Below are 25,016 nucleotides of genomic sequence, written 5' to 3'. Positions count from 1 at the left end.
GCGGGCGGTCACCCGGGAGTCCGGCGGACCGCCCGTCCCGCCAGTTGGTCCGTCCGGCGGCCGTCCTCGATGACGAAGCGGCCGTCGATCAGGACGTGCGGGATGCCGGTCGGGAGCGTACGCGGCGCCTCGAAGGTCGAACCCGCGGCGACCGTCGCAGGATCGAAGAGGACCAGGTCGGCGCGGTGGCCCTCGCGGACGAGGCCGCGGTCGGGCAGACGGAGGCGGGCGGCCGGTCGTGACGTGAGATGGGCGACGCATTCCTCCAAGGAGAGCACGCCCAACTCCCTTACGTACCGGCCGAGATAGTGCGGGAACGTGCCGTACGCGCGCGGGTGCGGCTTGTCGCCCCGGAGGATGCCGTCGGAGCCGCCCGTGTGCACGCGGTGGCGCATGATCTGCTGGACGTTCTCCTCGTGGCCGACATGCTGGAGGATCGTCGAGCCGAGGCCGTCCTCGACGAGCAGGCGGCGGGCGGTGGTCCAGGGGGCCTCGCCGCGGGCGTCGGCCGACTGCCGGACCGTCCGGCCCACATGGGGCGCGAGCGCCGGGTCGGTCACGCCGGAGATCTCGATGGTGTCCCACTCGATGGGAACGCCGTGGCAGCCGTCCGCGCCGATGACCTCCATGTGGTGGCGGATCCGTTCGGCGGTCTCGTCGTCCTTCAGACGGGCGAGGATCGCCTCGGGGCCGCCCTCGCTCGCCCAACTGGGCAGCATCGCCACGAGAGTGGTGCAGCCGGGCGTGTACGGGTACGTGTCCAGGCTGATGTCCGCGCCGGCCGCGAGCGCCTCGTCCAGGAGCGTCAGCAGGTCGGGCGCCTTGCCCTTGTTCACGCCGAAGTTCATGGTGGCGTGGGCCAGATGGAGCGGGCAGCCCGCCTCCCGGGTCAGGTCCACCATCTCCCTGTACGCGTCCAGGGCGCCGGCTCCGTACGAGCGGTGGTGCGGGCAGTAGTAGCCGTCGTACGCGGCCACCACCCTGCACAGTTCGGTGAGTTCGGCGTCCTTGGCGTACATGCCGGGCGTGTAGGTGAGCCCCGACGACATACCGACCGCGCCCTGTTGCATCCCCTCCGCGACCAACTGCCGCATTCTGTCCAGCTCTTGGGGCGCTGCCTCGCGGTCGTCCCAGCCGACGGCGAGCATGCGTACGGTGCCCTGGGGGATGAGGTAGGCGGCGTTCACCGCGATACCCCGGCCTTCGAAGCCGTGGTCCAGACGGTCCAGGTACTCGCCCACGGACCGCCAGTCGAAGTCGATGTCGTCGCCGTAGCCGTTCCAGCCGGTGATCGCCTTCCGCACCTCGCCGAGCGTCCGGTCGTCCACCGGGGCGTACGACAGGCCGTCCTGGCCGATGACTTCGAGCGTCACGCCCTGTGCGGCCTTCGCGCTGTGGTCGGGGTCGCGGAGGAGGGCCAGGTCACTGTGGGCGTGCATGTCGATGAAGCCGGGGGAGAGGACGAGGCCCTCGGCGTCGAGCGTGCGGCGGGCGATGGGACGCTGGCAGCCGGCCGCGGCGGCCTCCTTGACGATCGAGGCGATTCTGCCGTCCTTGATGGCCACGTCGGCGCGGTAGGAGGGCTCTCCGCTGCCGTCGACGACCTCGGCGTCGCGGATGACGAGATCCATGCCGGGCTCCTAGAAGTAGGTACGGATGTAGTCGACGACCGTGCCGTCCGGCTCCACCAGCGGGATCAGCTGCCACTTGTCGAAGGACGTGCAGGGGTGCGAGAGGCCCATGCCCACCCAGTCGCCGATCTGGAGATCGGCCTCCGGGGCCGTGCGGACCCAGGCGTGCTGGTCGGAGAGGGCGGTGATCGTGATGCCGGTCGCCGGGCGTTCGCCGGCGTCCGAGCGGATCACCTGGACCTCCGGCAGATCCAGGTCGTACGCCGCGTCGCGCTTGCCCGCGTTGACGAAGGCCTGCTCGGGGGAGGGGCGGGAGACGACCTGGGCCCAGAGGCGGAAGGCGGGGTGGAGCGCGCCCTCCTCGGGGACCCGGGTGAAGGGGGTGATCTTGCGGTAGTGGCCGTCGTCGTGCGAGACGTACGCACCGGAGCGCAGCAACTTCAGTACGGGCAGGGAGAGTTCGGGAAGCTCGGCGAAGACGTCGGCCACCGCGTCGAACCAGGCGCTGCCGCCGGCGCTCACCACGATCTCGTCGAGGCCCGCTTCGGCGAAGCGGCCCGCCTTGTCGAAGTCGGCGGCCAGCGCGACGAGACGCCGCAGCCACGCGTGCACCCGCTCCGGGTTCGCGTCCGGCACCTCGCCCTCGTACCCGGCGACGCCCACCAGCCGCAGCGTGTCCACGGCCGCTACCGCGTCCGCGACCGCCGCGCACTCCGCCTCCGTCCGTACGCCGGTCCGGGCGCCCTCGCCCGCGGCCAGTTCGACGACGACGTCCACCGGGCGGGCCGCTCCGCGCAGCGCGGCGTCCATCAACTCGACGCCGCGCACGGAGTCGACGTAGCAGATGAGCTGGAAGGCCGGGTCGGCGGCCAGCTGCGAGGAGACCCACTTGAGTGCCGCCGGGTCCACCAACTCATTGGCGAGGAACACGCGTTGGATGCCGAAGGCCCGTGCCACGCGCACCTGGTGCGGCACGGCGAGGGTGATGCCCCACGCGCCGTGCTCGATCTGGCGGTGGAAGAGCTGGGGGGCCATCGAGGTCTTGCCGTGCGGGGCGAAGGAGAGACCGTGGCGGGTCGTGTACGTCTCCATGAGCCGGAGGTTGTGTTCCAGGCGCTCGGCGGAGAGGGCGAGGACGGGGGTGGTGAAGCCGTCGGTGAAGAGGTTGCGGCGCTGGGCGGCCAGCTCGCCGACGGTCAGGCCGTCGGCGTCGGGCGGGAGGCCCTTGAAACGGTGGTCGACGCGCTCCTCCGCGAGCGCGGCGAGACGTTCTGCGACGGTGCCGGCGGCTGAGTCGGCTGAGTCGGCGGCCATGGAGCCTCCCTGATGAGGGTCGTTGCAATATATGCAACAGTCATTGCGTATGTCGCTTACTGCTGTCTAACATCTCGGCCAACGCCGGGTCAACGGAGCCGCTGAGACCCGCGCCAGCGACGAGGAGCCCCAGCCATCGTGACCCCCACCGGACCGGCCGTCGGCACCGAACGCGACCCCGCGCGCGCTGTGGACGTCGTGGACGTATTGGACGCCGTGGATGTCGTCACGCTCGGCGAGTCCATGGTCACGTTCCTCCCGTCCCGCCCGGGACGCCTCGCCGACGTGCCGTCGTTCGAGCGGGCGATAGGTGGCGCGGAATCCAATGTGGCGTGCGGGCTGGCTGCCGCCGGGCATTCCGCGAAGTGGGTCAGCCGGATCGGCGCCGACGGCTTCGGGCAGCACCTGGTGGAACGGATCGCCGCGCACGGTGTCGACACGAGCGCCGTGCAGGTCGATCCGGCCCGGCCCACCGGCATCTACTTCCGCACAGCGGGGGAGCGGGCGCTCACGCCGGGCGCGCGGGGCGTGGGGAAGTCCTTCATGGCGGCCGCCGACGGGGGTTCTCCGGTGGAGGCCGCGGTCACCGCGGAGACGACCGGGGCGGCAGAGATGGTGAAGACGGCCGAGACTCTCGCAGAGGTCGTCTACTACCGCACCGGTTCCGCCGCGTCCGCCATGTCCCCCGCGAACATGCCCGGGAACGAGATCCGCTCCGGTCGCGTGCTCCATCTCTCCGGCATCACGGCCGCGCTCTCGGACGACTGCCTCGCTCTTCTGCGCGACCTCACGGCCCCTCGCCCGGGCCGCCCCCTGATCTCGTTCGACGTCAACTACCGCGTAGGCCTTTGGCGGGACCCCGCCCAGGCGGGCGCCACCCTCCTCGCCCTGGCCCGCGGCAGCGACCTCGTCTTCGTCGGCACAGACGAGGCCGAGGCCGCCTGGGGCGTCACCGGCGGCCCCGCCGCGATCCGCGCCGCGCTCCCCGAACCGCGGGTACTCGTCGTCAAGGACGGCGGGCGGGGGGCCACGGTCTTCGAACGAGCTGCCTGTGCGCCCGGCCCCGACACCGTCACCCACGTCCCCGCCCTCCGCGTGGACGTGGTGGCTCCCGTCGGCGCGGGTGACGCCTTTGCCGCCGGGTTCCTCTCCGCGACCCTGCGCGGACTGCCCGTCCGGGACCGGCTCAGGCACGGGCATCTCATGGCCGCCGCCGCGCTCACCGTGCCCGGAGACCTGGGGGAGCCCCCCTCCCGCGACCACGCCGACCGGCTCGCCGCACTCGACGACGACGCGTGGGGGACACTTCGACTCGGCCCCGGCTGGACGCAAGCCGCAGATCGAGTCGTTGATCGGGCCCAGGAGGAGGTACGTACCCCATGAGCCAGACCGTCGACCGCGCGCTGAGCATCCTGCCGTTGCTTGCCGAGGGCCCCGCCGACCTCGGGCAGGTCGCCGAGCGCCTTGGTGTCCACAAGTCCACCGCGCTCCGCCTCCTGCGCACGCTCCACGAGCACGGCCTGGTCTACCGCCAGTCCGACCAGCGCTACCGCCTCGGCGCCCGCCTCTTCGCGCTCGCCCAGGAGGCCGTCGAGAACCTCGACGTCCGCGAGATCGCCCACCCCCACCTCGTACGCCTCAACGAGCAGTGCGGACACACCGTCCACCTCGCCGTGCACGAGGAGGGCGAGGTCCTCTACATCGACAAGGTCGAGAGCCGCTACCCGGTGCGCATGTACTCCCGTATCGGAAAGCCCGTCGCCATCACCGTCGCCGCCGTCGCCAAGCTGCTCCTCGCCGACCTCCCCGAACCCGAGCGCCGCACCCTCGCGGAGAAGCTCGACTACCCCATGTACACGTCCCGCTCGATCCCCAACGCACCTGCGTTCCTGCGGGAGTTGGAGAAGGTACGGGACCAGGGCTGGGCCACCGACCTCGGCGGCCACGAGGAGTCCATCAACTGCGTCGCCGCCCCCATCCGCGGCACCGACGGACGTGTCGTCGCCGCCATGTCCGTCTCCGCCCCGAACGTCGTCGTCACCGCCGACGAACTCCTCACGCTGCTCCCACTGGTGCGCCGTACGGCGGATGCCATCAGCGGCGAGTACTCCGGCAGGACCCCCGCGAAGGAAAGCAGTTCATGACTGACAAGACCGAGAAGACAGCCCTCACCCCCAAGACCCACACCGCCCCGCCCGCCAAGTTCTCGCACGGCGTCAGGAAGGGGAACATCCTCCAGGTCGCGGGCCAGGTCGGCTTCCTGCCCGCGGTCGAAGGGCAGCCGCCCACGCCCGCCGGCCCCACCCTGCGCGAGCAGACCCTCCAGACCCTCGCCAACGTCAAGGCCATCCTCGAAGAGGGCGGCGCCTCCTGGGACGACGCGATGATGATCCGCGTCTACCTCACGGACGTCGACCACTTCGCCGAGATGAACGCGATCTACAACGCGTACTTCGAGGAGCAGGGCCTCACCGCGCCTCCCGCCGCCCGCACGACGGTCTACGTGGGCCTCCCGGCCGGGCTCCTCATCGAGATCGACGCACTGGCGGTACTGGACAACTGAGGCTCACCCCCGCGCCCTGAAGGGGCGCGGGGCTGTATCGATGTGCGGCTCCGCCGCGTGGGCGCGACCAGCCACAACGAGGCCGCACCCGGCAGCCATCAGCACCACCCCCCACAAACCCCGCACCCCGTACGGCGATCCCCCCTGCCCAAAAACACCATGCCCTTAAGAAGAGGCCCTCCCCATGTCATCCCTCCTCGCAGCCACACCCACCCCAGAAACCCCACCCCACACAGGCGGCCTGCTCCTCCTCATAGACGGCACCGCAGGCCTACTCACGGTCGCAGCCCTCGGCATCGTTCTTCTCCTCGTCCTGATCATCAAGGTCAGGCTCCAGCCGTTCGTCGCGCTGCTCGCCGTATCGATAGCCGTCGGCCTCTCGGCCGGCCTCTCCGTCACCGAACTCTTCGGCACCGTCCAGCGATCCAACGCCGTCTCGATGATCGAGACGGGCATGGGCGGCATCCTCGGCCACGTCACGATCATCATCGGCCTCGGCACGATGCTCGGCGCGATCCTCGAGGTGTCGGGCGGCGCGGAGGCACTCTCCGCCCGACTGCTCAACCTCTTCGGCGAGAAGCGCGCCCCGCTAGCCATGGGCCTGACCGGCCTCATCTTCGGCGTCCCGGTCTTCTTCGACGTCGGCATCTTCGTCCTCGCGCCGATCGTGTACGCCGCCGCCAAGCGCTCCGGCAAGTCGATCCTGCTCTACTGCATGCCGCTGCTCGCGGGCCTGTCGATGACCCACGCGTTCCTGCCCCCGCACCCCGGCCCGGTCGCCGCCGCCGGACTGTTCGAGGTGGACCTGGGCTGGGTCATCCTGATGGGCATCGTCGTCGGCATCCCGGCCGTGCTGGCCGCCTGGGCGTACGCCGCCTGGATCGGCAAGCGCCTCTTCGTCCCCGTACCGCAGGACATGGTCGAGGCCGCTGACGAGGCGAAGGCCGCTGTCGCCGCGGAGCGTGCCGCGCGCCGGGCCGCCGCCCGTTCGACGGGAGCCACCGGCGGTGACGCCGGTGCGGGCACCGGTGCGGGAACTGGTGCGGGAACTGGCGCGGGCACCGGTTCGGTCGCCCTCGCCGAGACCCCGGCCCCGGACGACGACCCGGACGAGCAGCCGGTTTCCCTCTCCACCGTATTCCTCATCATCGGTACGCCGCTGCTGCTGATCCTCGCCGCGACCTTCTCCTCCATCGCCCTTGACCCGTCGACCCTCCGCTCGGTCATCGAGTTCTTCGGGCACCCCTTCGTCGCCCTGACCATCGCGCTGCTCATGGCGTACTACCTGCTGGGCATCCGGCGCGGCTGGTCCCGCAAGTCCCTGGAGACGGTGTCGACCGCCTCCCTCAAGCCGGTCGGCAACATCCTGCTCGTGGTCGGCGCGGGCGGCATCTTCGGTGCCGTACTCAAGGGCTCGGGCATCGCGGACGCGCTCGCCGACACCTTCAACGACGTCGGCCTGCCGGTCATCCTGCTGGCCTGGCTGATCTCCGTCGTGCTGCGGGTCGCACAGGGCTCGGCGACGGTCGCCATCGTCACCACCGCCGGAATCGTCGTCCCGCTCGTCGAGGGGCAGGACCTCTCGCAGGCCCACCTCGCGCTGATCATCATGGCGATCTCGGCCGGTTCGATCTTCGCCTCGCACGTCAACGACGGAGGCTTCTGGATCGTCGCCAAGTACTTCGGCATCTCCGAACGCGACACCCTCAAGTCCTGGACGGTCCTGGAGACGGTGCTGTCGGTGGCCGGTTTCGTCGTGGCGGCCCTACTGAGCGTCTTCATATAGCGGGACGAACCGGGGACCGGCTGTTCTCGACACAGGATCGTCGACCATACTGCCCGCTGTGGAGCAGCGCATAGGACCCAACATCCCGCCCCTGCAAGGCGCCGCGGTCGACCCGGCGTTCGTGCCCGGCATCACGGGCCCGCGCCCCGCCGAGCCGAAGGACACCAAGCCGGGGGGCACCGAGGCCACTGAGCCGGAGGCCTCCGAAGAGGCCGTCGAGGAGGCTTCGCCTGGCGATGAGGCCGCCTCCGATGAGGCGGCCTCCAAGGAGAAGCCCGGCGACGAGCCTTCCGGTGAAGGACCTGAAGGACCCGAAGGGCCCGACGAGCCCGAAGAGCCCGTGGAGCCGGCAAAGGCTCCGGAGGGCGGCCCCGTCTTCGAGGCCTCCGACCGCCGCGCGAAGGTCGTCGCCGACCACAGCGGCGTACGTCTGCGCTTGGACGACCAGGAGGCCGAGTTCCGCTGGGACGAGATCGGCGCCGTCGAGACCGAGTCCCCACGCTTCGGGAAGCGGTTCACCATCACGGTGCACACACCCGACCGCCGCTGGTACCCGATCGAGATCGAGGCAACGGCCAGGTCCCGCTTCAAGGAGTGGGAGACCCAACTGGACGAGGTCTTGGACTCCTATTTCGATGACAGCGAAGACAGCGAGGACAGCGCCCCGTAAAGGGACACTCAGCAAGGGGCGTGGGGAACTGCGCGACCAGCCACAACGGCCCCGCAGTTCCCCACGACCGAATCATTGATCAACTGCAGTACTGCGCTTCCTTCCCGATGGACCGGTACATGCAGTCGGCGTTCTCCAGCAACTGCAGCACCGCGTCCCGGTTACGCGACGTCTCCCGCTCGATGACCTCGTCGGGCGGGTAGAAACCACCCCCGCCACTGGACGAGGGATACATCTCGAAGGTGTAGCCGAAGATCTTCTGGCTGCCCCACAGATAGTCGTCGATCGACCCGTCGGTGATGTAAAGGTCGCTGGACTGCTCGGCCGTGTACCCGTTACTGGCGGCCATCTTCTGCCCGACCGCGGCGAAGGCGTTGCGATCGTCGGCCGTCATACCAGTGGTCGTGTCCGCGGTCGTGTAGCCGAACGGCCACAGCACCAGCTCGCTGTACGTGTGGAAGTCGACGCCCGCCTTGATCTGCTGCGTGCCGCCGACCACCCGGCTGCGCACGAAGTCGGCGACGACCTTCACCTCGGGCGCGGACTCGGGAGCGGAACCCCGGTAGGTCTCGGAGGACGTCGAGCCGGACGAGCCGCCGCAGCAGCCCCAGCGGTAGTTCCAGTTGCGGTTCATGTCGGTACCGACGTACGACGAACCGCTGTTGGGCTGGCGGTTCTTGCGCCATGAGCGGTAGGCGCCGGACGCGATGTCGTACTCGCCGCCGTCCGGGTTGAGGTCCGGGACGATCCAGATCTCGCGGTTGTTCACCATGTTCGTCACGCGGGAGTCGGAGCCGTACCCGGCGCCCAGCTCGCGCATCAGGTAGAGCGCCATCTCCACCGTGAGGTGCTCGCGCGCGTGCTGGTGGTGGGTGAACAGGACCTCGGGCTCGGACTCGTCGGTCGCGACGTTGTCGCTGATCTTGATGGCGACGATGTCCCGGCCCTGGTACGACTTCCCGATCACGCGCTTGCTCATGATGCTCGGGTAGGCCGAGAGGCGCTGGTCGATCTCCGTGTTCATCTCGGCGTAGTTGTGATAGCGCGAGTCGGCGGAGGGGAAGTCGAGCACGCCGACGTCCGCGGCGCTCGACCGGTCCGGGGCGGTGCCGAGTTCCGAGACCTCATAACCGAGTTGCCGCAGCTTCTTCGCATGGGCCGCGCGGCCCGAGACGACGACGGTCTCCTCGTCGGCCTCGTCGATCGACACACCGGTCTGGGCGATCGCGGTACGCGTGGCCGTGGTGCTGCCGTGCACATGGATCTCGTACTGGCGGATCTCGTCCGTGTCGGAGGCGGGAGCCGCTCCAGGGGCGCCGGTCGCGCTGGTCGTGGCGGCTATGGGGGCCGCGAGGGCCAGGGCGAGGAGTGTGGCGAAGACGGCGGTGCGTCGGCCGCGTCTGCGCGGTGGGGCCGGTGCGGCGGGAGTGCCGCCGCTCCCTTTGGGGCTGAGTCGCATGAATTCTCCTTGGTTCTCCAGAAAATCCGGGATCACCGGAAGTGTGGGGAGTGGAGCGGGGGGTGGATCAGTGCGACGTGCCGGGGTGTCCGCCGAAAGTGCCGACGAGACCCCGTATGCGGGTGTGGCGCTCATCGTGGAGGCATGGCATGTTCGGGTCAAGACCAGGCCGAAATCAGACAGCGTGAACCGGCCGAAAACTGACGAGGCGCCAGGTGCGCCCCGTCAGGGGCGCGGGGAACTGCGCGACAAGCCCCCACCGGACCCGCAGACAAATCCGCCCCCCAAGCGGAGCGCACACGCTGGGCGTTCTGCATATATGCAGCCCGGCAGTGTACGCGGCCCCGTACACCGCGGCGCAGTCCCCGGCAAAGTGCACCCACGGGTGTGAATCGCGCGTGCGAAACCGCGGCGCAGCCGGGAGAGTGGGGACCCGCGCAAGAGGAGCCCCGTACTCCGGCTCCGGCTCATACCCCAGAGGACTGGCTGATCATGGGCGGATCAGCGCCGCGAAGGGACCATCAGCCGCCGGTCGAGACGACCAGCTTCGTCGACCGGCGGGACGAACTGGCCGAGGGGCGACGGTTGTTGGCCACCGCACGACTGGTCACCCTGACCGGGCCCGGCGGCGTCGGCAAGACGCGGCTGGCCGGGCGGATCGCCGCGCGTGTCGAGCGGGCGTTCCCGGACGGTGTGCGCTTCGTGCACCTGGCCGGGCTGCACGACCCGGCACTCGTACCGCTCGCGGCCGGCGACGCGCTCGGTCTGCACGACCACTCCGACCAGCCGCCGCTCGACGCGCTGGTCGAGCAGGTACGCGACCGCCGGCTGCTCCTCGTCCTCGACAACTGCGAGCATCTGCTGTCCGCCTGCGCGGAGTTGGCGGCCGCGCTGCTGCACGGCACGACGGGTGTCCGCGTCCTCGCGACGAGCCGCCACCGCCTCGCCCTCACGGAGGAACACCTCCTGGAGGTACGCCCCCTGCCGGTGCCCGACCCGGACTCGGATCTGTCGGCCGCCACGTACCCGGCCCTGGCGCTCTTCGCCGACCGGGCCGCCGCCGTCGTCCCCGGCTTCGAACTCACCCCCGACAACCGCGCCGCCGTGGCCCGCCTCTGCCGCCGACTCGACGGCCTGCCCCTCGCCATCGAGCTCGCGGCCGTCCGTATGCGTGTCCTCGGCGTCGAGCAGCTGGTCGCCCGCCTGGACGACCGCTACCGCCTCCTCACCACCGGCAGCCCCGCCGTCCTGCCCCGCCACCAGACACTGCGCGCGGCGGTCGACTGGAGCCACGAACTCTGCACGGAGAAGGAGCAGTCGGTGTGGGCGCGGGCTTCGGTGTTCGCGGGGAGCTTCGACCTGGACGCGGCGGAGGCGGTGTGCGCGGACACGGACACGAGCACGGCTGCGGATGCAGCTGCGGATCCGCAGCCGGGTCCGTGTCCGTGTCCGGACGCAGGGGAGGGGGAGCGCGAGAGCGGGGCGGTGCACCCCCAGGACGTCCTCGAAGCCGTCGCCGGGCTAGTCGACAAGTCCGTGCTGTGCAGGGAAGGCGGGGCCGGCGCCGTCAGGTATCGGCTGCTCGACACCCTCCGGCACTACGGGCTCGAGAAGTTGCGGCAGGACCCCGGGGCAGAGGCGGCCGCGCGGCGGCGGCATCGGGACCGGTTCCAGGAGGTGGCGGGGGAGTGTGAGCGGAGGTGGTTCGGGCCGGGGCAGCGGGAGATCGTGGCCCGGCTGCGGGCCGACCAGGACAACCTGCGGGCCGCCCTGGAGTTCAGCCTCACCGTGCCCGGCGAGGTCCGGGCCGGCCTCAGGCTCGCCGGAACCCTCTGGTTCTACTGGCACGCCTGCGGAGCACCCCGCGAGGGCCGGTACTGGCTCGACCGCGCACTCGACGCGCACCCCGAACCCACCCACGAGCGCGCCAGGGCACTCTGGGTCGCGGGCCTGCTCGCCGGCTGCCCCGAGGACCTCACCCGGGGCCGCCACCGCGCCGAGGACGCCCGAGCTCTCGCCCGCCGCCTCGGCGACCCGGCCGAGGTCGCCCACGCCGAGTACCTGCTGGGCCTGATGGCCCTGTTCGGCGACGACCTCCCGGCCGCCCTCGAGCACTACGAGGCCGCCGTCGCCCGCAACCCCGTCGAGGGCCAGCTCCCCAGCCTCACCGTCCTCGACCAGGTCGAACTCGCCGCCAGCCTCGCCTTCCTGGGCCACACCGACCGCGCCGTCCAGGTCTGCGAGAAGGCCCACCTCGTCTGCGAGGAGCACGGCGAGGAATGGGTCCGCTCGTACGTCCTGCGCGTCCTCGCCCTCGCGTACACGGAGAAGAAGGAGTGGCACCGCGCGGAGCCGCACGCCCGCGAGGCCCTGCGCCGCAAACTCGCCGTGCACGACGTCATCGGCATCGGTCTCACCCTCGACCTGCTGGTGGTCATCACCGCCGCCCGCGACGCCCACGAACGCGCCGCCGTCCTGCTCGGCGGCGCCGACCGCGTCTGGGCCGGCATCGACAGCAACCGCTTCGGCTCCACGACGTACAACTCCGCGCGCCGCGAGAGCGAGACGCGGGTACGGGAGGCCGTCGGACCGGGGGACTTCGAGCGGGCGTACCGGCGCGGCGGCGGGCTAGGCCTTGCGGGGATCGTGTCGTACGCCCTCCAGGAACCCGAGAGGCCGGCCGTCCCCGGCCCCCGCGGGGCCGACGGGAACCCTCCACCGGACTCCGTCCGGGGGGACCCCCGTCTCGCTTCGCTCACCCCGCGGGAGAAAGAGGTCGCCGAGCTCGTCGCCGAAGGGCTCGCCAACCAGCAGATCGCCGACCGGCTGGTGATCGCCCGGCGCACCGCCGAAGGCCACGTGGAACGCATCCTCGGCAAGCTCGGCTTCAGCAAACGCAGCCAGATCGCCGCGTGGGTCTCCGCGCGCCGCTGAGCCGTCTCCGCGCGCGGTGGCCCCGTGGCCCCGTGGCCCTGCGAAAGGCCCACCCACAGCCAGGTAGTACGACAGAAGGGGAACCATCGTGACTACCCAACCCGCCCAACCAGCCACGCCCCAGGGGGCGTTCGACCACCGGATGGCCGTCTTCGGCTCCGACGACGCGTTCGTGGCGGCCGCACTCCCCTTCCTCGCGGAAGGTCTCGCCGCACCGAACGAGCCGCCCCCCGTCGCCATCGCGGACCCCGGCAAACTCGCCCTCCTGCGCGACGCGCTCGGCACGGACGCCAAGGGCATCACGTGCATCCCGCACACCGAGTGGTACGCGGGCTCGGCCGCCAACGCCGTTGCCCAGAGCGCCGGTTACCTCGCCGCGAACGCGGGACCCGGCGGCCGTATCCACCTCCTCATGGAGCCGCACTGGGCGGGCCGGGCCGGCAGTTCGGCCCGCGAGACCACCGAGTGGATCCGCTACGAGTCGCTCGCCAACCTCCTCTTCGCGCCGTTCGCCACGACCGCCCTGTGCGCGTACGACACCCGCACCGCGGGCCCCGCCATCGTCGACGCCGCCCGCCGCGCCCACCCCGACACCCCGGTGTACGAGCAACCGGCCCGCCTGGTCGGCGAGTTGGACTCCGTACCTCTGCCTCTGCCCCCGCCCGATGCCGAGCGCCTCACCGCACCCGACCGCGGAATCCTCCGCGAGCGGGCCGGGGCGCGCGGACTCGCCCCCGCGGACGCGGAGCTGTTCGCGACGGCGGTCACCGAGGCGGCGGCCCCGTTCATGCGGTCCCCGCTCCCCGAGTCCCTGCTCCCGGACGTCCTCCTGTGGGGCGAGGCGCCCGCCTGCGTCTGCGAGCTGCGCGTCCACGAGCGCATCGCCGACCCGCTCGCCGGCTTCGTCCCACCGTCGGCCGAGGGCCCGGCACCCGGCCAGGGACTGTGGTTCACCCGCCAGGTCTGCGCGTACGTCGACATCCGGGACGCGGAGCCGGACAGCGGCTCGCTGATCCGCATCCAGTACGGGTGAGGCCGGGATCCGGCAGGACAGGGACACCGACAGATACGTACACACGTATTCAGGTACGCATTCAGGTAGTCCTCCCCGTGTCCACGAGCCGCGGGGAGCCGACCCTGGAGACATGCTGGAACTCTCCGGAGGACACCTTCCGGATCCCGACGCCGCATACCACTGCTACCCCCAACCACCGTTGGGCGCAGGCCACTTGAGCGTCGTGTACGACCCCCGTCCCGAGGCGGCGGCCGAGGCCCGCGCGGAGGTCCGGCGGCAGCTGGAGGGCTGGGGGCTCGTGGAACAGAGCGACACGGCGGAGCTCCTGGTCAGCGAACTCGTCACCAACGCCCTGATACACGCGAAGAGCCGCTTCCGCCTCACCCTCTGGGCGGCGCACGGCGTTCTGCGCTGCGAGGTCTCCGACGCCAGCCGCCGCCTCCCCGAGGTGCTCGAGGCGGGCACCGCGGAGAGCGGCCGCGGGATGTTCCTGGTGGATGCGTTCGCACGGCGCTGGGGCTGCCGCCAGGACGGGCCGGGCAAGACCGTCTGGTTCGAGCTCGGCACGTGCGGGTCCGACGGCTGTGGTCGGCGACAGCCGTAGCGCTCCGCTGGGTCGGGCGGTCCCGGCGGCACGCCCAGCCGCTGGGGCCGTCCCCCGTCTGCGGGTTCGTCGTGGCTGGTCGCGCAGTTCCCCGCGCCCCTAGGCGGTCCGTTGTCCGTCTCCGGAACCACAGCCCGGGCCCCGGCGGCACGCCCAGCCGCCGGGGCCCGTTCACGCGCTCGCAGCGAGGCTCGAACGCCCGTTCCCCCGCTGTGCACATCGAGTGGCGATCGCCGCACGCCCCCTTGTGCCCTCGTTCCCTTTGCGCTTTCTTGATCGGCATGGCGGACACCACGGATAACGCGGGTAATGCGGGCAGCACGGCGACCGGGGAGGCCATCTCCAGCCCTCGCAAGTCCAGTTGGAAATACATCGGGCCCGGCATCGTGGTCGCCGCGACGGGCGTCGGCGCGGGCGACCTCGTCGCCACGCTCATCGCGGGCTCGAACTTCGGCTACACCCTGCTCTGGGCCGCCGTGATCGGCTGCGTCGTCAAGATCTCCCTCGCCGAGGCGGCGGGCCGCTGGCACCTGTCCACCGGCCGCACCCTCTTCGACGGCTGGGCGAGCCTGGGCCGCTGGACGTCTTGGTTCTTCGTCGTGTACGTCGTGATCTGGGGCTTCGTCTACGGCGCGGCCGCGATGTCCTCGTCGGGCCTGCCCCTCCAGGCGCTCTTCCCGGACGTCATGGACCTCAAGTGGTGGGGCATCCTGACCGGTCTGGTCGGCCTGGTCTTCGTCTGGTTCAACAAGTACGCGGTGTTCGAGAAGGTCATGACGGTCCTGGTGGGCGTCATGTTCGTGGTCACGGTCTACCTGGCCATCCGCGTCACCCCGAACCTGGGCGACGCCTTCGCGGGCCTGCTCCCCGTCCTCCCCGACGAGAAGGACTCGATCCTCAACACGCTCGGCCTGATCGGCGGCGTCGGTGGCACCATCACCCTTGCCGCGTACGGCTACTGGGTCAACGCGAAGGGCTGGACGAACACCGGCTGGATGAAGGTGATGCGCCTCGACAACCGCGTCGCGTACGCCACCACCGGCATCTTCGTCGTCGCCATGCTCTTCGTCGGCGCCGAGCTCCTCCACTCCGCCAACGTCGCCATCGCGAGCGGCGACAAGGGCCTGATCCAGCTCGGCGACATCCTGGAGGACGAGTACGGCACGGCGACCGCCAAGTTCTTCCTGATCGGCTTCTTCGCCACGTCCTTCACCTCGCTCATCGGCGTCTGGCACGGCGTGAGCCTGATGTTCGCGGACTTCGTGGAGCGCTACCGCAAGGACCGGGCCGACCGGGCGACGGGCGAGAAGGTGACGTCCGCCGAGGAGGTGGCCTCCGGCGCCCGCGAGAAGTCGTGGCCGTTCCGGGCGTACCTGCTGTGGCTGACCTTCCCGCCGATGGTCCTCCTCTTCGAGGGCCAGCCCTTCCGCCTGATCATCCTGTACGGAGTCCTGGGCGCGGCCTTCCTCCCCTTCCTCGCCCTCACCCTGGTCTGGCTCCTCAACTCCGCCCGCACGCCCGCGGAATGGCGCAGCGGACTCCTCAGCAACGCCATGCTGACGATCGCGGGCCTGCTCTTCGTCGTCCTGTGCGTGAAGCAGATCTGGGACCAGCCCTGGTCGGAGTTCTTCTGACCGTTCCTCCGCTCGTTCCTCCGCCCCGACCAGGGCCGGCTTCTCCTACGCGCCCGCGCTCTACGGCAGCCCGTGCACGTGCGGGCCCACCGCGTTCGACCAGGCGTTGCCCGCCGTCGCGTCCCAGTTCGTCGACCAGGTCATCGCGCCGCGCAGGTCCGGGTAGGTCCTGGACGGCTTGAAGGAACCGCAGTTCGTGCCCTTGGCCAGGCAGTCCAGGGCGTTGTTCACGATCGTCGGGGAGACATAGCCGCTGCCCGCGCCCCGCGTCGAGGCCGGCAGGCCGAGGCCCACCTGGGACGGGGCGAGGCCGCCCTGCAGCTGGATGCAGGCGAGGGCCGTCAGAAAGTCCACCGAGCCCTGTGAGTACACCTTGCCGTCGCAGCCGAGCATCGAACCGCTGTTGTAGTACTGCATGTTGACGACCGTGAGGATGTCCTTGATGTTCAGGGCCGTCTGGAAGTAGGAGTTCGACGTGGACTGCATGTCGATCGTCTGCGGGGCCATCGTGATGATCAGCGACGAGCCCGCCTTCGAGGACAGGGACCTGAGCGCCTGCGTCATGTACGTCGCGTTCAGGCCGTTCTCCAGATCGATGTCGACGCCGTCGAAGCCGTACGTCTGCATCAGCGAGTAGACGGAGTTGGCGAAGTTCGTCGCCGAGGTGGCGTCGTTCACCGACACCGTGCCGCGTTCGCCGCCGACCGAGACGATCACCTTCTTGCCCGCGGCCTGCTTGGCCCTGATGTCCGCCTTGAACTGGTCGACGGTGTAGCCGCCGAGCCCGGCCGAGTCGAGGTTGAAGGTCACCGCGCCGGGCGTGGTCGTGGCGTCGGCGAAGGCCACCGCGATGATGTCGTACTGGGACTGGACGTCGGAGATCTTCTGGACGGCCGCCCCGTTGTTGAAGTTCTGCCAGTAGCCGGTCACCGCGTGCTTGGGCAGCGCGGTCCCGCCGCCGGTCGACGCCCTGGTCGTCCCGGTGACCGCCGTCGACTTCGCCGACTCACCGGCCGCGTTCGTCGCGCTGACCTGGAAGGAGTACGAGGTCGAGGCGGCGAGGCCCGAGACCGTGGCCGAAGTGCCGCTCACCGCGAGGACCTTCGTACCGCCGCGGTAGACGTTGTAGCCGGTCGCGCCCGACACCGTGTTCCAGGCGAGGGAGACGGAGGAGGAGGTCGTGGACGCCACGTTCAGACCGGCGGGCGTCGACGGGACCACCGGGTCGGGGTCGCCGCCTCCGCCCCCGTCGGGCCCGAACACGGACACGTCGTCGGCGAAGTAGGCCGCCTGCCCGTACCAACCGTGCGTGTAGACGGTCACGGACGTCGTGTTCGCGCCCGTCGTGAAGGACGTCGTCAGCTGCTTCCAGGAGGAGGAGTCCGGGGTCCACGTCGACACGTCCGTCGTACCGGTGCCGCTCGCGCCCAGGTAGGCGTACCCGCCCTGCACCCAGGCGCTCAGCGTGTACGTCGAGTTGGGCCTGACCGCCACGGTCTGCGTGCACCTGGCGTTGTCCTGCCCGGCGGGCGTGGCCTTCAGGGCGGCCGTACCGCCGTGCACCGGCGAGGAGACGGTGGCGCCGCTGCCCGCCGAGCAGGTCCAGTTGGCGAGGCCCGACTCGTAGCCGGCGTTCTTGGTGTTGTTGACGTCGGCGGCCGAGGCCGGGCCGGCTCCGGCGAGGGAGAGGACGGACGCGGCGAGCACGCCGGCGAGGGCTCCCGCCCAGGTCCGTCTGCGTCTGGGCATGCCTGGTACGCGGTCCACTGGGGCCTCCGGTGGGGGAGTGATGGTGGGGAGAAGGCATGAGGACGGTGGCCACCGCTGGACGTCCAAGCTGGTCCAGACCAATCCGGTTGTCAAGACCTCTGGCGAAGCCCAACGCCCCTGTCGCCTCGTCGACTTGAGGCATATGCGCCTTACTCTGTGTGGATCAAGTACGCACCTTGTGTGAGGTGATCTCGCGGATCCGGTGTTGAGCGGCCCATGCCGTGGATAAGGTGCAGATGCAGAAGGGCGCCACAGTGACAATGTGCGTTCTTCTGTGAAGGTTTCATGGCGATATCAGGGGCGATCTGAGGCGGTGGTTGACCACCCCGCCGCAGTGAACGGGGTGGTGTGCAGCGTGCCGACCGCGATAGCCGTCACCAGTTCCGATCTGGTGCTCCCACCGCACGACCGGCAGACCCCGCCCGCCGCCGTCCAGCCCCTCGAAAGCCTCGAAAGCTCCCTCACCGGGATGCACGCGCTCATCGAGCAGCACGGGTACGTGATCGCGCTGTACCCGGCCTCGACCCCCGACGACGTCACCCGGCGGCTGCACGCCGTTCGTTCCGTCCTGGAGAGCGACCGCATCGCCCTGCTCGGAATCGATCTGCCGCCGCTCGGACTCGCCCTGCTCGCACAGCAGTTGCGCCAGCTCTCCGTCTGCGACTTCAGCCCCGGCGTGCTTGCCTCCTCCGCCCGGCTCCTCGCCCACTACATCTACGCGGGCGCCCTGCTCGGCTCCGTCGCCAAGCTGGACCGCATCCCCGTGTCCCTGAAGTCCCACGCCAAGTCGTGGGTGCCGGGAGCCCAGTTCGCCGTACTGGCCAATCCGCGGCCCCAGTTGGTGCGCGTCGGCCACGAGGAGCTGACCGGGCCCGAGTTCGGGACGCGGCTGCTCGTCGCGCCCGGGCAACTGCCCTCCGACTGGCTCGTCACGACGCTCGCGCCCGCCTGGCGCGTCCAGGGTGTCGCGACCGTACCGCTGCCCGCCGAGTCCACGCGCTGGTGGGGCACGGGCAAGCTCGCCGAGTTCGCCGCCGGTCTGTACGACGTGTCCGTGCTGTACCAGCTGGTCTCGTCCGTACGGCGCGAGGAGTGCCACTGGTGCGGGCTCGAGCTCATCGGTGACCGCTGCGGGTTCTGTGCGGCGCCGTTGCCACCACCCTCGTCACGGGAGCTTCCGAACGCCACCGTGCGGGCAGCCTCTTCGGTACGCGCCCTTCCCCGGGGTGCCACGTAAGCCACGTAAGCCACGTAAAACGCGCAAGCCGTGCACGTCCCGCACGTCATGTACGTACACCTGAATAACGGTGCACAACAGGCACGTAATACCAGGCACGAAGCACCAGGCACGAAAATCCAGGTACGACCGCTCGACCCCGCTGTCCCCACCCCCCGATCGAGGTTGTCCGCGTCATGAACTCACGCCAGCGCCGCGGCGTCATCCTGCTGGTCCTCTCGGTCCTGTGCGCCCTGGGCGCCTTCGCCGGAGTGCTCTCGGTGATCCGCGACGTGAACTCGAAGGTCGGCCCCGAGGTCGCGGCGTACCGGCTGAAGGGCGATATCGCGCCCTACAAGGAGCTGACGGCCGACCAGTTCGAGAAGGTCTCGATGCCCGAGCGGTGGCTGTCGTCCACCGCCGTCACCAGCCTCTCCCAGATCCGCGGCAAGATCGCCGTCACCCAGCTGGAGAAGGGCTCGCTGCTCCAGACGGACATGATCGTGGACCGGCCCTCGCTGGAGCCGGGCCAGCAGGAGATCGCGATCCTGATCGACGCGGCGACCGGTGTGGCCGGCAAGATCAACCCGGGCTCCCGGGTCAACATCTACGCCACGTTCAAGGACGAGACCGACAACGGCAAGGACCAGTCGAAGGTCATCGTCGAGAATGCCCGCGTCATCGACGTCGGCAAACTGACCGCGCTCGACCCCGGCCAGTCCAGCAACGACCGCCGCCGCACCGCGAACGAGGCCGTCCCGATCACCTTCGCCCTCGACACCGCGAACGCCCAACGCGTCGCGTACGCCGAGTCGTTCGCCGAACACGTCCGCCTCGCCCTGGTCGCGGACGGCGCCGACGCCACCGTCGCCCCCGGCGACCGCACGTACACCCTCGACGAGGACAAGTAGGAGGCCCTGATGCGCTCAGCCCCCACTAAGCGCTCCGCTGGAGGCGCGGTGATGACCCCGCGGGCCGGTGGGGGCTGGTCGCGCCCGCGCGGCGGAGCCGCATATGTCGCGGCCCCGCGCCCCTCACGGGGCGCGGTACCGCACCGGACTTCACCAAGGCCGCTTGGGCCAAACCGAGGAACCGGCCGATGACCATCCGCATCCTCCCCGCCGTCGGCGACATCGACTCGGCCCGCGCGCTCACCACGCTCCTGAGCCAGCTCGCCGACGCCGAACCAGCGCCGCCCGTCGCGGACACCACGGCCCTGCTGGACACGCTGGCCCGCCTTGCCGCCGAGTCCCTGGACGAGCTGCCCGAAGTCGTCCTGGTCCACGAGCGGATCGGCCCGATGCCCGCGCTGGACGTCATCCGCGACCTGGTGATGCGCTTCCCGGCCGTCGGTGTCGTCCTCATCACCGCCGACACCAGCACCAACGTGCTGACCGCCGCCATGGACTCGGGCGCCCGCGGCATCATCGGCCTGCCCCTCGGGTACGACGCCCTCGCCGAGCGCGTCCAGGCGGCAGCCGCCTGGTCCACGGGCATGCGGCGCCATCTCGGCAGCGGTACGCCCGAGTTGTACGCGGGCCCCGGCGGCTCGGTCGTCACGGTGACCGGAGCCAAGGGGGGCGTCGGCGCGACGGTCGCCGCCGTCCAACTCGCCCTGGCCGCCCAGGCGTCGGGCCGTTCCGTCGCCCTGCTCGACCTGGACCTCCAGTCGGGGGACGTGGCCTCGTACCTCGACGTCCAGTTCCGCCGCTCCATCGCCGACCTCGCCGGGATCAGCGACATCAACCCCCGTGTACTCCAGGACGCCGTCTACACCCACGACACCGGACTCGGACTCCTCCTCGCCCCCGCCGAAGGCGAACGCGGCGAGGAGATCACCGACCGGGTGGCCCGCCAGGTCCTGCAGGCCCTGCGCTCCCGTTACGAAGTCGTGGTCGTCGACTGCGGCGCCCAGCTGAACGCGGCGAACGCGGCCGCCGTGGAGCTCGCCGATCAGGCCCTGCTCCTTGTCACCCCCGACGTGGTCGCCGTCCGCGCCGCCAAACGCATGGTCCGCATGTGGGACCGCCTCCAGATCCGCAAGGCCGAGGAGACCCTGACCGTCGTCAACCGCTTCTCCCGCGGTACGGAGATACAGCCGTCCCTCGTCGAACGCGTCACCGGCACCAAGGTCGCCCGCTCCACGGTCCCGGCCGCCTTCAAAGAGCTCCAGTCGGCCGTGGACGCGGGCCGGATGCAGGACCTGGACAGCAAGTCGACGGTCAAGCAGGCGCTCTGGGGGCTGGCGGGGGAGATCGGCCTGGTGGTCGCGCAGGAGAGCGGCGGTGGCGGCAGACGCCGTAAGGCATCGTCGGACCGCGGGGCCCTCGCCCTCCGCCGCAAGGGAGGCGACCGGGGAGCGGTCACCCTCGAGTTCGCCGGGATGTTCCCGATCCTGCTGGTCGTGATGACGATCCTGTGGCAGTGCGTGCTGTACGGCTACACGTATTCCCTGGCGGGGAATGCGGCGGACGAGGCGGCCAGGGCCGCCACGGCGGCGCACGCGGCAGGCGCCGACCCCCAGGGGGCCTGCGCGGCCGCGGGCAAGGAGCACCTCCCGGACGCCTGGCAGGGAGCCGCAATCGACTGCAACCGGGAGGGCGACGTCTGGAAGGCCGACGTCATAGCCGAGGTCCCGCTGTTCTTCCCGGGCTTCGACGCGGGCTGGCGGGTCGACGGCGAGGCGGGAGCGGCCATAGAGGGGGAGGACGACGAATGAGCGTGCTCCGGAAGCTGTGGAGGAAGGCGCGGGACGACCGAGGCGTCTCCATGCTGGAGTTCGCCGGTTTCCTGCCCATCCTCCTTCTCGTCGGGATGGCCGCCATTCAGCTGGGACTCATCGGATACGCCGCGAACCAGGCCGGGTCCGGCGCGCGTGCCGCCGCGAGGGTGGCCTCGCAGGACGGCGCGGGCGAGGCGGCGGGGTACGCCGCCATGAGCGACTGGCTCGACGCGAAGGTATCCGCACCCAAGGGAGGGGGAGACATGACCACCGCCACCGTGACCGTGCAGGTCCCGCTCCTCATCCCGTTCGTGGGGGAGGGCTGGCAAGTGGAGAAGAAGGCCACGATGCCCAACGACGATGACGGCTAGGACGATGACGACCAAGCGGAGTAGGTGAAGTCCGGTGCTGTACCGCAGCGGAGCGCCTGGTACCGAACGACCCTCCCCCGGAAGGGAGTTGAAGACATGAGCCTCAGGGCCCGTATCGCCGCCCCCGAAGAGGGCGGATCCGGCCGCGAGGACGGACACCTCGTCGCCGTCTACCGTGCCAAGCTGCTCGAAGAGATCGACCTCGCCGAGATGTCGAGCCTCGCGGCGGCCGAGCGGCGCCTGCGCCTGGAGCGCGTGCTCGGGCACATCATCAGCCGCGAGGGCCCGGTCCTGTCGTCCTCCGAGCGCTCCCAGCTGATCCGCCGCGTCGTCGACGAGGCCCTCGGCCTGGGCGTCCTGGAACCGCTCCTCGCCGACGCGTCGATCACCGAGATCATGGTCAACGGCCCGGACTCGATCTTCGTCGAGCGGGCCGGACGCGTGGAGCAGCTCCCGCTCCGGTTCGCCTCCAACGAGCAGCTGATGCAGACCATCGAGCGCATCGTCTCGACCGTCAACCGCCGCGTGGACGAGTCGAACCCGATGGTCGACGCCCGCCTCCCCACCGGCGAGCGCGTCAATGTCATCATCCCGCCGCTCGCCCTCACCGGCCCGACCCTGACGATCCGCCGCTTCCCGCGTGCGTACACCCTCCCGGAGCTGATCGGCCTGGGATCGCTGGACGAGCAGATGCTCATGCTGCTCGCCGCGTTCGTCCGCGCCCGCTTCAACGTCATCGTCAGCGGCGGTACGGGCACCGGAAAGACCACGCTCCTCAACGCACTCTCCGGCCTCATCCCGTCCCACGAGCGCATCATCACCATCGAGGACTCCGCCGAACTCCAGCTCCAGCAGGAGCACGTGATCCGCCTCGAATCCCGGCCCCCGAACGTGGAGGGCAAGGGCCAGATCACCATCCGCGACCTGGTCCGCAACTCCCTCCGTATGCGCCCCGACCGCATCATCGTCGGTGAGGTCCGCGGCGGCGAAACCCTCGACATGCTCCAGGCCATGTCGACCGGCCACGACGGCTCGCTCGCCACCGTCCACGCGAACTCCGCCGAGGACGCCCTGATGAGGCTCCAGACCCTCGGCTCGATGTCCGAAGTCCAGATCCCCTTCGAGGCCCTCAAGGACCAGATCAACTCCGCGGTCGACGTCGTCGTCCAGCTCACCCGCCACGCCGACGGCTCCCGCAAGGTCACCGAGATCGCCCTGCTCGTCTCGCACGGCCGCGAACAGTTCCGCATCGTCCCCGTCACCCGCTTCGTGCCCCGCCCCACCGGCCCCGACCGCGTCGTCCACGGCCACTTCGAACACCTCCCGCTGCCCCGCCCGGTCGCCGAGAAGCTGTACGTCGCCAACGAACCGCTGCCTCCCGCCTTCGGCGTCGCGGAAGCCATCGACGTACTCAACACGAGGCAGGCCATCGGATGACCCCCACCATCAAGACCGACACGACTGAGAGGAGCGAGCCGTGAACAACCCGGCCCTGCTCGCCCTCGGCGCCACCGTCCTGTGCGGCACACTCGCCGTCGCGGGCGTGCACACGTACGCGTCGGGCCGCGCCCAGCGCCAGGCCCTCGTCGACCGCCTGGCCGGCGGTGGCCCGCTGCGCACCGCCGCAGGGCGCGCCCGCCGTTTCGCGGCCGTCGACCGCCGGCTGCGCCGCACCCGCCTGGGCCGCACCATCCACCTGCGCCTCTCGGCGACGGGACTCGACGTGACGGCGGGCGAGTTCTTCACGTACGTCGCCGCCGTGGTCGTTGCCCTCTGGCTGATCGCGGCCGCCACCCTGGCCCCCTTCTTCGGCCCCATCGCGGGTTTCGTGGGCATCTGGAGCGCCGCGATCTTCCTCAGCTGGCAACGCCAGAAGCGCATCGAGGCCTTCATCAATCAACTCCCGGACGTGGCCCGGCTGCTGGCCAACGCGGCGGCGGCGGGCCTGGCCCTGCGCACGGCCCTGGCGATGGCGGCGGAGGAGCTCGAAGCACCGGCGGGCGAGGAACTGGCCCGGGTGGCCGACCAGTTGATGCTGGGCCGCTCGATCGACGATGCCCTCGGTGAACTCGCCGAACGCCTCCCGTCCCGCGAGCTCGTCGTCCTCGTCACTACCCTGGTCCTGTCCAACAAGGCGGGCGGCTCGGTCGTCAGCTCCCTGCGGAACCTCACCCAGACACTGGAGGACCGCAAGGAAACCCGCCGCGAGGTCCGCACGATGCTCTCCGAGGTCAACGCGACCGCCTTCACGGTCCCGCTCCTCGGCCTCGGCTCCCTCGTCCTCATCAACTCCTCGAACGAGGGCGCCCTGGCCAAGGTGACCGGCTCCCCGCTGGGCCAGACCCTGGTGCTGATCTCCATGGGCCTGTACACCGTCGGCTTCTTCGTGATCCGCCGCCTCGGCAAGATCGAAGTATGAGGAGGAGGGGATTACGTTGCTGGCCTTGCTGCTCGCCGCACTGACGGGCCTCGCCGTCGGAGGCATCCTCCTCGGCGTCCGTATGTACCGCGCGGAGGCCAAGCTCCCGGGCGACATGGCCCTCGCCCTGGAGGTCGGCTCGACCCGTGTCTCCAAGGCGGACTCGGCCGTCGACCGCCTCGGCATGCGCTTCGCCCCGCTCGTCCTGCGCCTGATGGGCCCCCGCCGCGTCGACGCCAAACGCCGCCGTATCGACATGGCGGGCAACCCCGGCGGCCTGACCCTGAACCGCTACGCGGCTCGCCGGGCGGTCTACGGCATCTTCGGTGTCCTGCTCTTCCTGATCTTCCTCACCAACGACCAGCTCCTCTTCGCCCTGATGGCCCTCGCCTTCGGCCTCCTCGCCGCCGACGCCCTGATCTGGCAGGCCATCCGCGAACGCAAGGAGGTCATCGACCGCACCCTCCCCGACTTCCTGGACGTCCTCGCGGTCGTGGTGTCGGCGGGCCTCGGCTTCCGCCAGGCCCTGGACCGGGTGGCGGACCACTACGAGGGCCCGTGGGCGGATGAGCTGAGGATCACGTTGCGCCAGATGGACATGGGCGTAAGCCGCCGCCAGGCCTTCGACGAACTCCGCAAGCGCAACTCCTCCGAGCAGGTCGCCCAGTTCGTCTCGGCGCTGCAGCAGGGCGAGGAACTCGGCTCCCCGATCGCGGACACCCTCATCCAGCTCGCCACGGACATGCGCCGCACCGACGCGCAGAACTCCCGGCGCCGGGCGGCCAAGACGATCCCCAAGGCGACGATGGTCACGCTGGTCTTCATGCTCCCGGCCACGATGATCCTCATCGCCACGGGCATGTTCCTCGGCTCGGGCACGAACTTCGGCTCGATTTTGGGGCGTTGAG

20 protein-coding genes are annotated in these 25,016 nt (G+C 70.5%); 16 read left to right on the top strand and 4 right to left on the bottom strand.

The features are described 5' to 3' along the window. Positions 1-8 precede the first annotated feature (8 nt). A complete protein-coding gene (locus GAS53_RS22020) occupies positions 9-1,631 on the bottom strand; it encodes an N-acyl-D-amino-acid deacylase family protein (RefSeq protein ID WP_151479382.1) in 1,623 nt (540 codons plus the stop codon). A 9-nt stretch (positions 1,632-1,640) separates the two neighbouring features. Further along, positions 1,641-2,945 carry an amino acid deaminase gene (locus GAS53_RS22015; protein ID WP_151479381.1) on the bottom strand — a complete coding sequence of 435 codons (1,305 nt, stop codon included), beginning with the start codon at positions 2,943-2,945 and terminating at the stop codon, positions 1,641-1,643. Between the two features lie 189 nt (positions 2,946-3,134). Between GAS53_RS22015 and GAS53_RS22010 the strand changes: the two genes are divergently transcribed. The 5 genes from GAS53_RS22010 to GAS53_RS21990 all read left to right on the top strand — a co-directional run bounded on the left by GAS53_RS22010 (position 3,135) and on the right by GAS53_RS21990 (position 7,964). Further along, on the top strand, positions 3,135-4,328 hold the full coding sequence (locus GAS53_RS22010; RefSeq protein WP_263974154.1) for a sugar kinase: 1,194 nt from the start codon (positions 3,135-3,137) through the stop codon (positions 4,326-4,328). Further along, entirely contained in the window at positions 4,325-5,089 is a 765-nt protein-coding gene (locus GAS53_RS22005; protein WP_151479380.1) for an IclR family transcriptional regulator, read from the top strand. Before GAS53_RS22010 ends, GAS53_RS22005 begins: the two co-directional genes overlap by 4 nt. Then, on the top strand, positions 5,086-5,508 hold the full coding sequence (locus GAS53_RS22000; protein ID WP_151479379.1) for a RidA family protein: 423 nt from the start codon (positions 5,086-5,088) through the stop codon (positions 5,506-5,508). The genes GAS53_RS22005 and GAS53_RS22000 overlap by 4 nt, the downstream gene beginning before the upstream one ends. Positions 5,509-5,692: 184 nt before the next feature. Beyond that, a complete protein-coding gene (locus tag GAS53_RS21995; RefSeq protein WP_192583223.1) occupies positions 5,693-7,294 on the top strand; it encodes a GntP family permease in 1,602 nt (533 codons plus the stop codon). 58 nt (positions 7,295-7,352) lie between these two features. Next, entirely contained in the window at positions 7,353-7,964 is a 612-nt protein-coding gene (locus GAS53_RS21990; RefSeq protein WP_151479378.1) for a hypothetical protein, read from the top strand. Positions 7,965-8,043: 79 nt separating this feature from the next. Here GAS53_RS21990 and GAS53_RS21985 read toward each other — a convergent pair whose 3' ends face one another. Beyond that, positions 8,044-9,423: a M14 family metallopeptidase gene (locus tag GAS53_RS21985; protein WP_151479377.1), complete on the bottom strand. Its 1,380-nt coding sequence runs from the start codon at positions 9,421-9,423 to the stop codon at positions 8,044-8,046. 492 nt (positions 9,424-9,915) lie between these two features. On the opposite strand from GAS53_RS21985, the gene GAS53_RS21980 reads away from it, so the two are divergent. From GAS53_RS21980 to GAS53_RS21965, 4 genes are all read left to right on the top strand, one after another. After that, entirely contained in the window at positions 9,916-12,357 is a 2,442-nt protein-coding gene (locus GAS53_RS21980; protein ID WP_151479376.1) for an ATP-binding protein, read from the top strand. Positions 12,358-12,445: 88 nt separating this feature from the next. Beyond that, complete coding sequence (locus GAS53_RS21975) at positions 12,446-13,390, top strand: MEDS domain-containing protein (protein ID WP_151479375.1); 945 nt, start codon at positions 12,446-12,448, stop codon at positions 13,388-13,390. Positions 13,391-13,502: 112 nt separating this feature from the next. Further along, entirely contained in the window at positions 13,503-13,976 is a 474-nt protein-coding gene (locus GAS53_RS21970; RefSeq protein WP_151479374.1) for an ATP-binding protein, read from the top strand. Positions 13,977-14,257: 281 nt separating this feature from the next. After that, on the top strand, positions 14,258-15,610 hold the full coding sequence (locus GAS53_RS21965; protein WP_151479373.1) for an Nramp family divalent metal transporter: 1,353 nt from the start codon (positions 14,258-14,260) through the stop codon (positions 15,608-15,610). A gap of 60 nt (positions 15,611-15,670) precedes the next feature. Here the strand turns inward: GAS53_RS21965 and GAS53_RS21960 are convergent, their stop codons facing one another. Further along, positions 15,671-17,359, bottom strand: a complete 1,689-nt coding sequence (locus tag GAS53_RS21960; RefSeq protein ID WP_192583222.1) for a chitinase — start codon at positions 17,357-17,359, stop codon at positions 15,671-15,673. Between the two features lie 376 nt (positions 17,360-17,735). Between GAS53_RS21960 and GAS53_RS21955 the strand changes: the two genes are divergently transcribed. The 7 genes from GAS53_RS21955 to GAS53_RS21925 all read left to right on the top strand — a co-directional run bounded on the left by GAS53_RS21955 (position 17,736) and on the right by GAS53_RS21925 (position 25,015). Beyond that, positions 17,736-18,617: a hypothetical protein gene (locus GAS53_RS21955; protein WP_151479371.1), complete on the top strand. Its 882-nt coding sequence runs from the start codon at positions 17,736-17,738 to the stop codon at positions 18,615-18,617. Positions 18,618-18,793: 176 nt separating this feature from the next. Continuing rightward, positions 18,794-19,507, top strand: a complete 714-nt coding sequence (gene cpaB / locus GAS53_RS21950) for a Flp pilus assembly protein CpaB (protein WP_151479370.1) — start codon at positions 18,794-18,796, stop codon at positions 19,505-19,507. Positions 19,508-19,695: 188 nt separating this feature from the next. Beyond that, entirely contained in the window at positions 19,696-21,315 is a 1,620-nt protein-coding gene (locus GAS53_RS21945; RefSeq protein ID WP_151479369.1) for an AAA family ATPase, read from the top strand. After that, positions 21,312-21,689, top strand: coding sequence for a TadE/TadG family type IV pilus assembly protein (locus GAS53_RS21940; RefSeq protein WP_225859026.1), 378 nt, complete (start codon positions 21,312-21,314; stop codon positions 21,687-21,689). The genes GAS53_RS21945 and GAS53_RS21940 overlap by 4 nt, the downstream gene beginning before the upstream one ends. 96 nt (positions 21,690-21,785) lie before the next feature. After that, a complete protein-coding gene (locus GAS53_RS21935) occupies positions 21,786-23,126 on the top strand; it encodes a CpaF family protein (protein WP_151479368.1) in 1,341 nt (446 codons plus the stop codon). Positions 23,127-23,166: 40 nt separating this feature from the next. Next, positions 23,167-24,108 carry a type II secretion system F family protein gene (locus tag GAS53_RS21930; RefSeq protein WP_151479367.1) on the top strand — a complete coding sequence of 314 codons (942 nt, stop codon included), beginning with the start codon at positions 23,167-23,169 and terminating at the stop codon, positions 24,106-24,108. 16 nt (positions 24,109-24,124) lie between these two features. Then, a complete protein-coding gene (locus tag GAS53_RS21925) occupies positions 24,125-25,015 on the top strand; it encodes a DUF5936 domain-containing protein (protein ID WP_192583221.1) in 891 nt (296 codons plus the stop codon). Position 25,016: the final 1 nt, after the last annotated feature.

It is taken from the genome of Streptomyces albicerus (genome assembly GCF_008905045.1).
GTDB classification, from domain to species: domain Bacteria; phylum Actinomycetota; class Actinomycetes; order Streptomycetales; family Streptomycetaceae; genus Streptomyces; species Streptomyces albicerus.
The sequence above is the reverse complement of the archived record's forward strand: the minus strand, read 5'-3'. Positions and strand labels throughout refer to the sequence as shown.

What these genes read in the sequence shown, in the direction of transcription:
- GAS53_RS21935 (WP_151479368.1), top strand. Translation starts at nt 21,786, where the DNA reads ATGAGCCTCAGGGCCCGTATCGCCGCCCCCGAAGAGGGCGGATCCGGC.
- GAS53_RS21965 (WP_151479373.1), top strand. Translation starts at nt 14,258, where the DNA reads ATGGCGGACACCACGGATAACGCGGGTAATGCGGGCAGCACGGCGACC.
- GAS53_RS21960 (WP_192583222.1), bottom strand. Translation starts at nt 17,359, where the DNA reads ATGCCCAGACGCAGACGGACCTGGGCGGGAGCCCTCGCCGGCGTGCTC.
- GAS53_RS21995 (WP_192583223.1), top strand. Translation starts at nt 5,693, where the DNA reads ATGTCATCCCTCCTCGCAGCCACACCCACCCCAGAAACCCCACCCCAC.
- GAS53_RS22005 (WP_151479380.1), top strand. Translation starts at nt 4,325, where the DNA reads ATGAGCCAGACCGTCGACCGCGCGCTGAGCATCCTGCCGTTGCTTGCC.
- GAS53_RS22020 (WP_151479382.1), bottom strand. Translation starts at nt 1,631, where the DNA reads ATGGATCTCGTCATCCGCGACGCCGAGGTCGTCGACGGCAGCGGAGAG.
- GAS53_RS21940 (WP_225859026.1), top strand. Translation starts at nt 21,312, where the DNA reads ATGAGCGTGCTCCGGAAGCTGTGGAGGAAGGCGCGGGACGACCGAGGC.
- GAS53_RS22000 (WP_151479379.1), top strand. Translation starts at nt 5,086, where the DNA reads ATGACTGACAAGACCGAGAAGACAGCCCTCACCCCCAAGACCCACACC.
- GAS53_RS21970 (WP_151479374.1), top strand. Translation starts at nt 13,503, where the DNA reads ATGCTGGAACTCTCCGGAGGACACCTTCCGGATCCCGACGCCGCATAC.
- cpaB (WP_151479370.1), top strand. Translation starts at nt 18,794, where the DNA reads ATGAACTCACGCCAGCGCCGCGGCGTCATCCTGCTGGTCCTCTCGGTC.
- GAS53_RS22015 (WP_151479381.1), bottom strand. Translation starts at nt 2,945, where the DNA reads ATGGCCGCCGACTCAGCCGACTCAGCCGCCGGCACCGTCGCAGAACGT.
- GAS53_RS21980 (WP_151479376.1), top strand. Translation starts at nt 9,916, where the DNA reads ATGGGCGGATCAGCGCCGCGAAGGGACCATCAGCCGCCGGTCGAGACG.
- GAS53_RS21945 (WP_151479369.1), top strand. Translation starts at nt 19,696, where the DNA reads ATGACCATCCGCATCCTCCCCGCCGTCGGCGACATCGACTCGGCCCGC.
- GAS53_RS21985 (WP_151479377.1), bottom strand. Translation starts at nt 9,423, where the DNA reads ATGCGACTCAGCCCCAAAGGGAGCGGCGGCACTCCCGCCGCACCGGCC.